At 56.2% G+C, this 14,383-nt stretch carries 6 protein-coding genes; all 6 read left to right on the top strand.

From position 1 onward, the window contains the following. Window positions 1–6 precede the first annotated feature (6 nt). From GT409_RS05025 to GT409_RS05000, 6 genes are read left to right on the top strand one after another with little or no spacing between them, the layout of a single operon-like run. Window positions 7–1,827 carry a sulfatase-like hydrolase/transferase gene (locus GT409_RS05025; RefSeq protein WP_160627542.1) on the top strand — a complete coding sequence of 607 codons (1,821 nt, stop codon included), beginning with the start codon at window positions 7–9 and terminating at the stop codon, window positions 1,825–1,827. Further along, the gene (locus GT409_RS05020) at window positions 1,824–2,960 is read left to right on the top strand and encodes a sialate O-acetylesterase (protein WP_160627540.1); all 1,137 of its coding nucleotides are present in this window, start codon (window positions 1,824–1,826) and stop codon (window positions 2,958–2,960) included. Before GT409_RS05025 ends, GT409_RS05020 begins: the two co-directional genes overlap by 4 nt. A gap of 1 nt (window position 2,961) precedes the next feature. Then, window positions 2,962–7,440, top strand: coding sequence for a sialate O-acetylesterase (locus tag GT409_RS05015; protein WP_160627537.1), 4,479 nt, complete (start codon window positions 2,962–2,964; stop codon window positions 7,438–7,440). A 12-nt stretch (window positions 7,441–7,452) separates the two neighbouring features. Beyond that, window positions 7,453–8,853: a sulfatase gene (locus tag GT409_RS05010; protein WP_160627535.1), complete on the top strand. Its 1,401-nt coding sequence runs from the start codon at window positions 7,453–7,455 to the stop codon at window positions 8,851–8,853. Window positions 8,854–8,864: 11 nt separating this feature from the next. Then, complete coding sequence (locus GT409_RS05005) at window positions 8,865–10,553, top strand: sulfatase-like hydrolase/transferase (RefSeq protein WP_233231614.1); 1,689 nt, start codon at window positions 8,865–8,867, stop codon at window positions 10,551–10,553. Continuing rightward, entirely contained in the window at window positions 10,550–14,314 is a 3,765-nt protein-coding gene (locus GT409_RS05000; protein WP_160627533.1) for a hypothetical protein, read from the top strand. The genes GT409_RS05005 and GT409_RS05000 overlap by 4 nt, the downstream gene beginning before the upstream one ends. Window positions 14,315–14,383 lie beyond the last annotated feature (69 nt).

Genomic DNA, 14,383 nt, shown 5'->3' with positions numbered 1-14,383 from the left:
ATGCAGATGAAAAAATGGATTACCGGTTTGTTGGTGGTTGCGGGGTGCGTTGCTGCGATTGCCAAGTCTTCTGTGGACGGAACGTTACGTTCCCCGAATATCCTGCTGATCATCAGCGATGATCAGGGTTACAGCGATTTCGGATTCATGGGCAATCCGGTTCTTCGCACGCCGCGCATTGATGGGCTGGCGAAGAACGGAGCGGTGTTCCGCAATTATGTAACCGGCGCCGCCTGCTCGCCGGGACGCAGCATGATTTTCACCGGCCGCAATCATTTGTTGACCGGCGTATGGGGTGTTCCGCCCCGCCAGAACCTTCGCACGGATGAAGCCATGATGCCGGCGTTTTTCAAGGCGGCGGGATATGAGACGTATTACATCGGCAAGAACGACTGCGTTTCCCAGCATCATACACTGCCGTGGTTCGCGGGGTGGAACGACGCGTTTTGCGTCGGCGGCTATCAGCATTACGCGGCCATCTTGCAGCGCAAGCCCTCCGGCGAAAAACCGATTGCATGGAGCAACAAAAAATTTGAGGGCTGGACGGCGGAGCATCACACCGATGAAGGAATTCGGTTTATCAAAGAGAACAGCGAAAAGCCGTGGCTGCTGACGATGGCGTATATCATCCCGCATACGCCGTGGGCTCCGGCGGATGAACGCTTTGCGCCGTATTATCGTGATCAGGGCTGCTCGGAAAGCATTGCTGCCTGCTACAGCCATATCGAACAGATGGACACCTGTGTCGGTCGGCTGCTCGACACGCTCAAAGAGACGGGGCAGGATCAGCGTACGCTTGTGATCTATGTGAGCGACAACGGACAGACCGGGCCGTCCGCCAAAAAGGTGAGCACCGAAGGAATGATTGCAACCGATGATTGGGCGGCGCGCAACGTCGCCGAATTGCGCGGCTGCAAGTCGCTGGTGTGGGAAAACGGAATACGTGTTCCGCTCATCGTCAGTATGCCGGGAACCGTTCAGCCCGGAGAGCGCGAACAGTTCGGGGCCGCCGAAGACCTGCTGCCGACTGTGCTCGACTACGCAGGCATCAACGACGGCATTGTTCCGCATAAACCGTTCTGTGGCGTGAGCCTGCGCCCGGCACTGGATGACGCCGATGCGATTTGTGAGCATCCCGAAATGTTTCGCATGACAATTTGGGGAGATGGGATGCCTCAGGCTCCGCAAGGCTACGTGGAAGATCCGTCGTCGCTGCGTTTTGAGGATCATCACATGGCGCTGCGCGGAGCGAAGTTTAAGCTGCACGCCCGTCCGGGAGGAAACGTTGAGCTCTACGATATTGCAAATGACATCGGCGAGACGAAAGAGATCAGCCGCAGGTTTCCTGAGGTGACCGAGCGCATGCTGGCCGAGTGCCGCCGCCGCTGGGAGTACGCGATTGATGAGGGAAAAGCGTTTCGCATGGCGCGGATCGTTGTCGGCGATCCATCCACCTGGAAATACGGCGACGGCACCTTCTGGGGCTATGCGTCGAAAGTGCAGGAGACTGAAGGAAGTGTACGTGTCGGGGCATTGACCCGCGGTTTTTCAAAAGCGGGGGATCGTGCAGTTTACAAACTGGATGTTGTCAAAGCCGGAGGCTACAGCCTTTGCCTGAAAGGAAAAGGCATGGCGGGTGCGAATCACCTTTCAGTGCAGGTGGCGGGGCAGACACTTGCTGCTCAGAAAACAGCGGATGATTCCATCGAATTCGGAACGATGAACCTGCCGGTTGGCGAAATGAATCTGGAGATTGTGGCCGGCAGGCCGGACGGGAAAACAGAGCCGGTACAGATTGAGCGGATTTTGTTCAAGGGGCAGTTATGAAACGGATTTTTGTTGTTTGGGTGGCGATGTGTGTTTCGACTCAGGCGGAACTGTGGTTGCCTTCGATCTTTGGCGACGGCATGGTCCTGCAGTGCGACAAGCCGGTGCCGGTTTGGGGCGAGGCCGACTCCGGCGCCGAGGTGACTGTTGAATTCGCCGGTCAGACGAAGTCTGGAGTGACAAGTGACAGTGGCAAGTGGCAGGTGATTTTTGATCCAATGCCCGCATCTTCCAAACCTCGGAAACTTTCTGTTCACTCGTCACTCGACACCAGCCACTTGACATTCTCCAACGTACTCGTCGGCGAGGTCTGGATCTTGGCGGGACAGTCGAACATGGGCTGGCCGCTCAAAAACTGTGACGGTGGTCCCGAGGCCGCGGCGACGGCGGATTACCCATGGCTGAAAATTTTCAAGCAGTGGCCGAACCATGGTGCGTGCGACGAACCGGCGCGCGATGTGACCGGCGGGCAATGGGTGAGCTGCAATCCGCAGCAGGCCGCGCAGCTTTCCGGCGTCGGTTTCTTTTTTGCGCGCGAACTTCAAAAATCGCTGCCGGAAGGTACGCCGCTGGCGGTCATTAACACACAGATGGGCGGCACTTACGCCGAATGCTGGATTGATTTCCAAACCTTGGAAAACACCCCGTCCGCCACGCCGTTTCTCGATAAGGCCGCCAAAGAAATCGAGCCCGGTGTATCCGACCCCAAAGGGTACTGGGGCGAAAACAACTTCCGTCGTCCGGGTGCGTTGTTTAACGGCAAGGTGGCACCGCTGCAGCCGATGGCCGCGCGCGGCGTGATTTGGTATCAGGGCGAGGGCAACTCGCAGAAGTGGCTGGCCCCCGGCTATGCCGGAACGCTCACCGCTCTCATCAACAGTTGGCGGGCAGGGTTTGAAGATTTGGCGCTGCCGTTTCTGGTGGTGCAGCTTCCGCATTATAATTACGGGGCGGGCAGCGACTGGCCGGCCATTCGCACTGCGCAGGCGCAGGTTGCTGAAGCGATGGACGGCGTCGAAATGATCGTGACCATCGATTGCGGACGCGACGATCAGATCCATCCGCCGGATAAAAAGCCGGTCGGCGAGCGGCTGGCGAAGACGGCGCTGCAGACCGTGTATAAAAAGGACTGATATGAAAGCTGGTTTAATGGTTCTCCTGCTGTTCGCGGCCGGTCTGGTATCGGCGGCGTATGTTGATTTCATCGGGCAGGACGGAGTGCCGACTGTCGGTGCGATTGATGCCGTGACCAATTGGCCGGGAGGAGTGCTTCCGTCCGGAAGTGTGACGGGCAGGATTGCTCAGGCGAACAATGTCTGGGTCGGCATTATGCAGGATCTTTCCGTGCGGCTGGAGGCCGGACAGATCGATGCGATCAGCAGCGGGTTGCATCAGCGGGGAAACACGGTTCTGGAAATCGACACCACAGATTGGGCTACAGTCACGAATCTGGATGTCAGCGGAAAAACACTCACCTTGTGGTCGCAAAACGGCGGAACCAATGTGCTGAGCATTCTGAACGGCCGTGTGGATGCCGGCTCGCTGAATATGGCGACTCCCGGCAAGGGAACGATCCATATGGGCAACGGTGTGCTGGGTGTCAGCTATTGGGAAACGTGCAAAGGTGCCGTCAATATGCTGGTCGGCGGAGCGGGTGCCATCGAGGTGGCCACGGTAAATTCCAACGAGGGCTTCCTTGCCGACTGTTTGTTCAATTTTGAAAGCGGCAGTGCGGGAAGCATTACGCTGGGTGAAATCGAGGGCGGCACATCGGCCGCCGGAACCTGGGAGGGACTGATTGCTTCCGGCAACGTTTCCATCGATGGCGTACCGACAACGGATGCGGCTTCTTTCAGTATCACCAACAGCGGCACCAGCACGATGATCCAACTTGCCGGAGTGGTGGAGGTTGCCGACTTGTGGATGCCGTCGGTGTTCAGCAGTGGCATGGTGCTTCAAAGTGGGCAGGCGGTTCCGGTGTGGGGCGAAGCGGAACCCGGAGCCACAGTGACTGTTGAGTTCGCCGGGCAGGTGAAAACCGCAGTCGCCGATTCTTCCAACCATTGGAAAATCACACTCGATCCCATGGCGGTTTCTTCCGCGCCCCGGAACCTGATTGTTTCCACAACGCTGAACTCTCAACTTCAAACTCTGAACTTCTCCAACGTATTCGTTGGAGAGGTCTGGCTGCTGTCGGGCCAGTCGAATATGGGGATACCGCTGTTGGAAAGCACCGGAGGGGCGGAGGCTGCGGCTGCCGCCGATTATCCATGGCTGCGTGTTTTCACCCAATGGCCGAATCAGGGCGCGGCGGATGAGCCGGCGCGCGATGTGACGGGCGGCCGGTGGTTCACCTGCACGCCGGACAATGCCGGGACGCTCTCCGGGGTTGGTTTCTTTTTTGCCCGCGCGCTGCAAGCTTCGCTTCCGACCAATACCCCGATCGCGCTGATCAACACCCAGATGGGCGGAACTTATGCCGAGTGCTGGATCGATTTCCAAACCTTGGAAAACACCCCGTCCGCCGCTCCGTTTCTGGAAAAGGCGGCGGACGAAGTGGTGCCCGGCGGAACGGATCCCGACGGCTTCTGGGGGACTGATTATTATCGCCGGCCGTCGGCTTTGTACAACGGCAAGGTGGCACCGCTCCAGCCGTTCAGCATTCGGGGTGTGATCTGGTATCAGGGCGAAGCCAATTCGCAGGGTTGGCTGGCACCCGGCTATGCCGAAACGCTGACGGCGCTGGTTAACAGTTGGCGGCAACAGTGGGAGCGGGCGGAGCTTCCATTTTTAATTGTTCAGCTCCCGCGATACGGTGTCGGGGAGTGGAACGACTGGCCCGCAGTGCGCGCCGCGCAGACGCAGGTTGCCAATAATCTTTCCGGTGTTGAACTGGCCGTGACAATTGATTTGGGCGAGGAAAACGAAATCCATCCGGCGGACAAAGAGCCCGTCGGCGAGCGGCTGGCTCTGCTGGCCCGTGCGAATGTGTACGGGGAAACGATCGATTGTTCCGGTCCGTTTTTCCAAACCTTGGAAATCAATGGCGGCGATGTGTTGGTGGAATGGACTTCTTCGGAAGGGCTGTTTTTTGAGAACGGTGTTGCGCAGGGGTTTGAGGTGTGCGGCTCAGACGGTGTGTTTGTTTCGGCAGATGCGGAAATTCTTTCGGACGGATGGATTCGGGTTTTCAGTTTGGGTGTGCCGGAGCCGTTGGGTGCCCGGTACGGTTGGTTTAACTGGGGAGATGTGAGTTTGTTTAATTCTCAAGGGTTGCCGGCAGCGCCGTTTCGGTATCAGTTGCCGGTTCGCCTGAAGCCGGACAACACCGGTAATTTGTATGATGCGGCTAACTGGGTTGGCGATGTATTGCCCGTGGAGACCGACGGACAGGTCGGCCTGGTCGACGGTTCTGAAATGCCGTCGGGCGGAACATTTTGGGTACCGTCAATTGTTTATGATATTTCCCTGCAGCAGGAGGGCGGGGTTTGCGTGGCCGTCGGCGATTTGAACCTGCGCGGCGGTGCGACAAATGAAGCGGTTTCTGTTCCGGGTAAGACCGTTTGGACGATTGACGATTCCGTGAACGAGCCAGGTTCGTATACCAATCTTTTTGTGCCAGGGAACCTGATTGTCTGGTCGCATATGGGGGGCGGGATTGAACTGAATCTTTTGCGCGGGCGGATCGAAGCGGGCGATGCGTTTCGAATGGTTGCCAACGGAAAAGGAATTTTAAATATTCGGGACGGAGTTTTTCGTTCGCAGTATTTCAAGGCCGCCGGCGGTATTGTGAATCTGCTTTCGGGCGGAACTGCGGATGTGAACTTCGGGCAGATGGAGACTGCCGATCGTAATGTGGTGTTTAATTTTGAGTCGGGATTCAAAGGTGCTGTCACCATTTCCAAAACGGAGAGTGGTGCGGTGTTCACGACGTCTGACTGGCAGCAGCTGGCTGATGCAGGCAAGCTGACCATTGACGGTGTGCCGGCCGGACTGGAACGTTTCGGGGTGAGCAACGGCGGCACGACCCTTCAGCATTTCGGGGCATTGCCCGGTTTGGCCGTGGTGGATGGAGTTCTTTACAAAGAGGGCATTCCGTATAAGGGCGTTGGCGTAAACTATTGCGACCTTTTTCAGGCGATGATCAATTTCCCCGAGCATACAGGACAGACCGAGTTTCGCACGATCGAGGGCCTGCGGTTTTTGGGAGAGCTTGGGATTCCTTTTGCGCGTTTCTGGGCCTGCGGTTTCTGGCCCAGCGACTGGGATCTGTATTTTTCGGACAAGGAGGAATGGTTTTCCCGTCTGGACCTTATCGTGGCCACTGCCGAGGAGGTCGGCGTGGGGCTGATTCCCAGTGTGTTTTGGAGAATGAGCACCTATCCGGAACTGATCGGCGAAACGCGCGACCAACTGGCCAATCCGAATAGTGACACATGGCAGTTTATGTCGAACTATATTCATGAAGTGGTCGGCCGTTATAAAGATTCTCCGGCAATCTGGGGATGGGAATACGGCAACGAATTCAATAATATGTGCGATCTGCCCAACTGGACGACTGGACTCGGAACCGTTATTCCGCAGCTGGGTGTGGTCGGTCCGGCGACGGAGGTGAATGAAAGCAACAAATTCACTTATGCGATTGCTGAAGCCGCGTTTGGGCTGTTTACACAGGAGGTGCGCAAATTCGATACGCATCGCTTTATTACAACCGGCAACTCGCGCCCCCGGCCAAGCGCATGGCACAACCGGATGGAAGGCAGCTGGACGGCCGACAGCTATAGTCAGGCCAAAGAAGCCCACAGTTGGATGGCTCCCACATCCTCTATCGATATGGCCTCGTTTCACGTCTATCCTTACAGCATGGAGGATTCGAACGGCGACATCGATTATGCCGGAGCAAGCGGCGTATCCGATATTCTTCAGATCTATCGCGAGTTTTGTGACGATCAGAATCAGGCCATGTTCGTGGGTGAATATTCCAGCTTTTACGACGGGCAGGGGGCGCTGCCGGAGAATGAACAGGTTGAAGAAACAGCCCTGCTCGAGGCCATTGTCGAGAGTGGTGCGGACCTCGCTGCCTATTGGGTGTTTGATCGCGGTATTAACCGTGCAGAAGAAGGCACGATTTATCCGGATACCGGTGCGTATATGGGTGTACTGGACCTGATTCTTGAGTACGACGCAAAGATGCGCGGCGAGGAACCTCGTTCGCGGTCCGGCATTCCGGTTGAGTGGTTCCGTCAGGCCGGCGTGACTCCGACAAACTGGCAGACCTGGGCGGAGATAGAAGCGCAGGATCTTAACGGCAACGGCATGACTATACGGCAGGAATACATCGCCGGTTTTCAACCTTTGGAAAACGGAGCCGCTTTTGCCATCACCGATTTCCAATGGTTGGAAAATTCCGTGCCCAGCCTGTCGTGGCGCGGAGGAACCAATGGCCTGATGACGCCTTATGTGATTCAGAGCACCACCAATTTGCTGGATTCAGAATCCTGGACAACGGTTGGAACCAAAGCGCGTGAACAGGGCTCCAATACATGGACCGGTCCGGCGACGGATGATCCTTCCCGCTGTTATCGTGTGTTGGCTGTGCCGGAAAACGATTAAGAGAGAAATAATATGAGAGTAGCGAAGAGTGTTATGGTGGCGGGTTTATTAACGCAAGGTGTCATGGGCGCTCCGAATGTGTTGTTCATTGCAGTGGATGATTTGAATACGGAAGTCGGATTTTTGGGCGATGCGCATGCGAAGACGCCGAACATGGATCGGCTGGCGGAACAGTCGGTCGTGTTCCGCCGGGCGTATTGCCAGTCGCCGATCTGTGGTCCGTCGCGCAACAGCCTGTTGACCGGTCGTTATCCGCATCATACCGGACTTTACAGCCTGGACCCAATGTTCCGCGACGTGGAAGCGTTGGAGGATGTCGTTTCGCTTCCCCAGCACTTTCGAAAGAACGGCTACTGGTCGGCGACGGTCGGTAAGATTTATCACAGCAAACCGGATCCTGAATCATTCGATACAAATCATGGATGGATGGGGGCGTTTGGACCGTTTCCTGAAAAGACCATTCATCTCGATTCGGAACTTCCGGTGCATCCCTATTATGACTGGGGCGCGTTTTTGGAAGACGAAGAAACGGCCGACTATAAAGTGGCGCAGTCAGCCTGCGGGTTTATCGAAAAGGCGGCGAAAACCGATCAGCCGTTTTTTATTTCGGTCGGTTTTTTCCGGCCGCACTGTCCGATGTATGCGCCGCAGAAATGGTTCGACCTGCATCCGCTGGAGGACATTGTTCCGCTGCCGGATCAGTCGGCCGACCTCAAGGATATTCCGGCCTACGGAAAAAAACTGATCAGGTATTTCGGCCGGCAGGATTACAACCGGTTTCTGCGCGAAAACAACCGGGCGGCTTCGTTTCTTCAGGCGTATCGTGCCTGTGTCAGCTTTACCGATCACTGCATCGGGCAGGTGCTCGACGCACTGGAAAAATCGGGGCAGGCCGACAATACCATTGTGGTTTTGTTCGGTGACCACGGCGTGCAGAACGGGAAGAAAAACCTTTGGTACAAACGGACTTTATGGGAAGCCTCCACGCAGGTTCCGCTGCTGATTAAACCGGCTGGGAATTCCGTCCTGCAGACTGTGCAGACGCCGGTCGGATTAATCGATATTTATCCGACATTATGCGAGCTGGCCGGACTGGAGCAGCCGGCCGGGTTGGAGGGAACCTCGCTCGCCGGATTGATGCGCGGAGAAAAACAGGTGCGAGCCCCGGTGCTGTCGGTGTTCGGTCCGGATAATTTTGCGCTGCGCAGCGACCGCTGGCGCTATATCCGATATGCGGATGGTGCGGAAGAGCTTTATGATCACCGGAACGATCCGGATGAAAGAACCAATCTGGCACTCAACCCGGAAAACGCATCGGTTTTGGATGAATTTCGACCGCAGGTTCCGAAGCATTCTGAACCGTTTGCTCCCGGAAGTAGTGGGCTCGGCAGCGGTGCGTTTCCCGGAAAATAATCAGAGGAATAATGATGAAATGGAATGTGTTATTGGCGGCAGTCGGAGCGGCGGCTGGGATGGCGGCAGAGCGGCCGAATATCGTGATTATTCTTACTGACGATTCGGGCTATTCTGATCTCGGCTGTTATGGCGGCGAAATCGATACTCCGAATATTGACCGCATGGCGAGAAGCGGTCTGCGTTTCCGAAATTTTTACAACAACGGTCGCTGCAGTCCGACACGGGCATCGCTGATGACCGGCCGCGATTCGGCGTTTGCCGGATTTGCCGCCGGTACGCTCGGCGGCTGGAACCGCGAGATGAAACAGCCCGCTTATCGCGCGCGCCTTCCGTATGATCTGCCCACGATCGCCGAAGTCATGAAGGCGGCTGGGTACCGGACGATGATGACCGGCAAGTGGCATCTCGGCGGCAGCCTGATGAAAGGTCAACCGGCGCGACAGGCCTGGTGGAAACAGACGCACCCCGGCTGGGAGCTGACGGATGCTGAAATTGAGGCCGACTTTAATGCCTTGCCGCCGCAGCGCGGGTTTGACGAATTTTTCGGGCTGGTTGAAGGCGAGACCCATCAGTTTTTCACGGCCGCCGACAAGCATGAATATCTCGAAGGCAACGAGCATGCGAGGTTGAAGATCGATCGTGAATACAACATGAACTGTTTCTACAAAAAGAAAGACCGCTATCCCTACACGCCGAATCACGGGAAGACTGCCAAGGCGTTCTATGGCACCGACGGCATGACCGACCGTGCAATTGAAATGATCGAAGAGGCCGCTGCGCAGCCGGAGCCGTTCTTTATGTACATAGCATATCGCGCGCCTCACCTTCCGCTGCAGGCGCCGCAGGAGCTGGTGGATAAATATCTGTCGCGTTATGCGGATCTTCCGAAAGTGGAAATGGATCGAGTTGCCGGTTTAGTGCGCGAAGGGTTGTGGACGGCCGAAACGTCGTTTAGGAAATATTTTATTCCGGCCCGCAAGATGCCGGAGGAAAAGAAAAAGGAATACCAGCTGCGGGCGGCCATTCATGCGGCGATGGTGGAGAAGGTTGATGAGAACGTCGGGAAAGTTTTCCAAACCTTGGAAAAAACCGGCGAGCTGGACAATACGCTGGTGATTTATCTGTCTGACAACGGCGCGGCTTCGCATCTCGGCGACCTGATGAATGTGCCGTACTACGGATGCAAAGCGCTGATGTGGGAGGGCGGCACAAAGACACATTGTATTGCCCAGTGGCCGAAGGTTATCAAGCCCGGAACGATTTCGGATAGTGTCGGCTGGGTTGGAGATTTCCTTCCGACCTGCCTGGAGCTCGCGGGCGGAACCTATCCGTCTGAATTTCGCGGCAGCAAAACGGCGCCGCTGGACGGGCGCAGTCTGCTGCCGGTGCTGAAAGGTGAAACCCTGGCGCCGCCGGAATATCTGTTCAGTAACGATAAGGGCCAGCAGGGCGTCATTTATAAAGGGCGCTGGAAACTGCTGATCGAGCCGGGCTGGTATGTGCTGACCAGTAAAAAGCCGGGCATTGAGTATGAATTATATGATCTGAAAACCGATCCAGCGGAAAAAACAAACCTCGCCAAACAGAAACCGGAACTGGTTCAGCAGCTGGCAGAAGCATGCCGCAACTGGCAGAAACGATGCGGAATTGAAGACTATGGGGAGATGCTGAAGATTCGTTCGGATTTCTCAAAATGAAAAAAACGGTTTTAGCGAGTTTCGCGATCGCTGCTTCCTGCAGTGCGGCTCCTTGGTGGGATGATTTCCCGCGCATCGTCAGCGATTCGACGTCTCAGCAGATTCATGTGACCACGAATCATCACGGCAATGTGAACATGAATGCCAACGGACAGGATCCGTCGTGGGGCACCTTTTTTCAGGCGGACGGAATCGTGCGCAAAACATCCTGGATTGAGAAGTTTCAGGGAGCCGGGCTTAAACAGATCGGCTATTTTGAAACCTACGGACAAAGTTACTGCCTGGTTGCAGAACTCGAGGCCTGGGACCAGACCAATCTTACGCCGATTCTTCATCATCACTGGAGCTGGAAAAGCTACAGCGGCGGAACCATCCGCTGGCTTGGCGCGAAGGATTTTTTTGACGATGAAGAGTTCGCGAGGCCTTATACGCGCACCCATCCGCGTTACGGCGGCCCGGCAATGACTTATCCAGACGGCACGCTTGCAACCGGTTATGACGGGCCCCATACCGATCCGCGCAACAGCCGTGTTTATGATGCCGCCTGTTCCAAAAACGTGCTTGGTGAACTTTCGATTGACGACTACCGCTCTATTGACGGCGCTCCGACCAATGGCTTGGTCTATGTCGAGGAGTCGGATAGCTACGCCGGGCTGATTATGTTTAAAAAGGACTCTGCCTGTCCGTTCTGGAACGACTATACCTATGCCTCAACCCTGCAGGCAGCCGATGCGGGAATCGATGGGATGTGGACCGATAACTACGGCCCGTGGGATTCGCTGGGTTCCACGCCGGTCAAGCGTGGATTCGGCGACTGGTCAGTTGCCCGGTTCCGGGATCATCTTGCGAACTCATTCAGTTCGGTTGACTTGTTATCCATGGGTATTGCGGATGTTTCAACATTTGATATCCGAGAATACCTGCGGGCTGAAGCATCAGCATTCGGCTGGGATGGCAGCAATCTCAACAGTTCTGTCTGGAAAGATTCACGGTGGCTGGATGATCCGCTTTGGCGCGCCTATCTGATCTTTAAGCGGCAGGTCGGCACAGAGGCATTGTCCGGTTATTATGCCGCCGTTAAGTCTGCGGCGGCTGCGGCGGGCAATGACGAGTTTCTTGTGGCGGGCAACGACATCCCCGGGTTCAGCCTCGGCTGGTCTCGTGGTGATTTGGATATGGTCAGCACGGAGATGTCTCTTGGTTACAAGACCAGCAGTGGCCCCGATGGCTTTACGCTGCCGCCGGTCGGGCGTTATGCGCCGTTTTACAAGCTGGCTCGTGAGCATGCTCAAAGCCGTTTCGTCAATGTCTGGCTCTATAATGACAGTTATGAAGCGGAGCTCGCACATCCGGAACTGTGCCATGCGCTCTATTATGAAATGCTCGCTACACACACATTTCCGAAGTTTGATCCGGCCAGCTCCCGCATCCCCGGTGATGAGCAGACCAATACCGGCTTCTTTGAATTCGTCGAATTCGTTGCCCCGATTTACGGCGACCGCATTCCCGTTGAGAAGGTCGGACTTTATTATTCCTCGTCTTCAATTCTGCGGCAGATGACGCCGGGCGGGTTTGTCGACTTCAACGGCCAGCCGCACCAGTTTTCGTTCTGGGGCTGGGCGACAGCGCTGACTGAGTTGCATATTCCGTACCGTGTACTGCCGGAATGGAAACTTAATGCCGAGGAGCTGGCCGGCTTGGATCTGCTGATTCTGCCCAATGTCGATGTGCTGGACCCGGCGGATGTGTCCGGTGTGCTGGAGCTGTGGCTCAACGCCGGCGGGCGGCTGGTTATTGCCGGCGACTGCGGCATTTATTTGGGAGAGTCCGGTAACTTTGCTCTTAATACCAACGGACTTTCTGTGGCTTCTATAATGAATCATGCGAACGTCACGGTGCTGCCCGGCAATCTGGGGATGGACTATTATCTCGCGTATGAAAACCGCAGTGCGGCGCAGCGTGCACAGTTTGACGCCGCACTCAACGATCTGGCGCCGCGGGTCGAGACAACGGCTTCACATAAAACGGGAATCACGCTTTATGCCGACGAGGGGGCCGGGCGCTTTTTTATGGATGTCAATAATGTGGATATCGACATCAACAGCTATACGGTAACCGGAACCGGTTCGGTTGAAATCGAGGCGGAGCTGCCGGCGTGGCTGTGCGGAAAGGATTTGCAGGTGAAGGTGGTTTCGCCGGATGATGCGATGATCAACCTGATTGATGCAGCCGACACCAACCATGTGAAAATCGCGCTCAGTTCGATCGATCGGTATGTCGGGGTGATCATTGAGGAGGCTGTGCATTGGGCCGATCCGGGACACAGCGGCAGCTGGAATGTTGCGACGAATTGGATCCCGTCTGCGCCTGCCGCCGACAACGGGGTGGTCTGGAATTATGCCCCCGGCAATCCATCCATTACCATTAATGAGCCGGCGGAAGCGGGCTGGTTCAAAGCGTCCCGTTCCAATTCGGCTTCCAATTATTGGAATACCGCCGGTTTGCGGATTGTGAATGACGGTTTGAGTACAGGGCGTTTTGCGGTCGGCGACGGAACGGGTTCGATCGATATGTTCGACAATGTCTGGTTCGGTGCGCGGCTGGCGGTGGTCAATGGCGATGAGAATGCCGCGGCGGATATTGTCGATGCCGGGGGAATCGCCGTGCGGAATTTTCTGCTGGATACAGTGGGCCTTTCGTCAAATATCTCGTACTACACGCATGAAGCGGGGGCGCTCACGGTTCAGACACAGATTGAACTGGGTGGCGTATCAAAATCAGGCGATGCGACCGTGTTTCGCCAGACGGCTGGAACTGTAACCGTCAACCATTGGGATTACGGTTTGAGACTCGGCCAGAATTTGACGCGGGGAAAATACATTCTCGACGGCGGCACCGCTTCGGTTTCCACCGTTACATTTGCAAATCCGGATTCGGTGTTTGAATTCAACAGCGGCGTATTCGCCCCCGGCGCGCGCGATGCACTTGTGAAAACTGCTGCGGGCGGGAGTGTCCAGCTGGCGGGCACAGGCACACGCGAGTTTCGGATCGAATCCGGATATTCGATGCAGCTGGAACCGGGGGTGACGATTGCAGACAAACCGGGAGAAAGCGGAACGCTGCGCAAGACCGGCGGCGGAACGCTGGAACTGGACGATGCGTCCGGAATTTCCGGAATGATTGATGTGCGGGAGGGGATGCTTTCAGCAACGACATTGCATCCGGATCTTTATCTGCTGATCGGCGCCGCCGTCGTTTCGCTTTCGGAAAATATTGCGGTGCGTGCTTTGTCGTTTGACGGCGGACAGAGCTGGGCCTCCGCCGGTTCCTGGGGCGCGCCGGGGTCGGGTGCTGATTACGACAGTTTCCGGCTGGGCGGCAGCGGAATGCTTCAGGTCGTTTCGGATGCAATACCGCCGGAAGCGTGGACTGCGTTGCAGTTTTCTCCGGCGCAGATCGCGGTGGGGCTGTCCAAAGACAACGCCGATCCGGACGGCGACGGTTTCGACAACTGGCATGAATATGTCGCCGGGACCGATCCGACGAATGCCGAGTCAGTCCTTCAGTTGTCCGGAGAATTCCCGGATCTGTGGTTTGCCACTCAAACCGGACGGCTCTATGCGGTTTTTGTTTCCACCAACCTGCAGTCCAGACAGTGGTCTGTGCTGACAAATTCCGAGGGAAACGGGGCGGGCTTTTCGATTATCGACACCAATCGTTTCATGCAGGGTTATTACAAAGTGGATGTTCTGCTGCCCTGAAATTTTCTTATTCAGCCAGAAGAAAACCGTCTTCGGATTCGGCTCGGCCTTTGTTTTGCTGGGAGCAGC

The organism is Tichowtungia aerotolerans (genome assembly GCF_009905215.1).
Lineage (GTDB): Bacteria > Verrucomicrobiota > Kiritimatiellia > Kiritimatiellales > Tichowtungiaceae > Tichowtungia > Tichowtungia aerotolerans.
This window is presented reverse-complemented; position numbering and strand designations above follow the sequence as displayed.

Excerpts from the sequence above, each read along its gene's own strand:
- GT409_RS05025 (WP_160627542.1), top strand. The coding sequence starts at position 7 with ATGAAAAAATGGATTACCGGTTTGTTGGTGGTTGCGGGGTGCGTTGCT.
- GT409_RS05020 (WP_160627540.1), top strand. The coding sequence starts at position 1,824 with ATGAAACGGATTTTTGTTGTTTGGGTGGCGATGTGTGTTTCGACTCAG.
- GT409_RS05015 (WP_160627537.1), top strand. The coding sequence starts at position 2,962 with ATGAAAGCTGGTTTAATGGTTCTCCTGCTGTTCGCGGCCGGTCTGGTA.
- GT409_RS05010 (WP_160627535.1), top strand. The coding sequence starts at position 7,453 with ATGAGAGTAGCGAAGAGTGTTATGGTGGCGGGTTTATTAACGCAAGGT.
- GT409_RS05005 (WP_233231614.1), top strand. The coding sequence starts at position 8,865 with ATGATGAAATGGAATGTGTTATTGGCGGCAGTCGGAGCGGCGGCTGGG.
- GT409_RS05000 (WP_160627533.1), top strand. The coding sequence starts at position 10,550 with ATGAAAAAAACGGTTTTAGCGAGTTTCGCGATCGCTGCTTCCTGCAGT.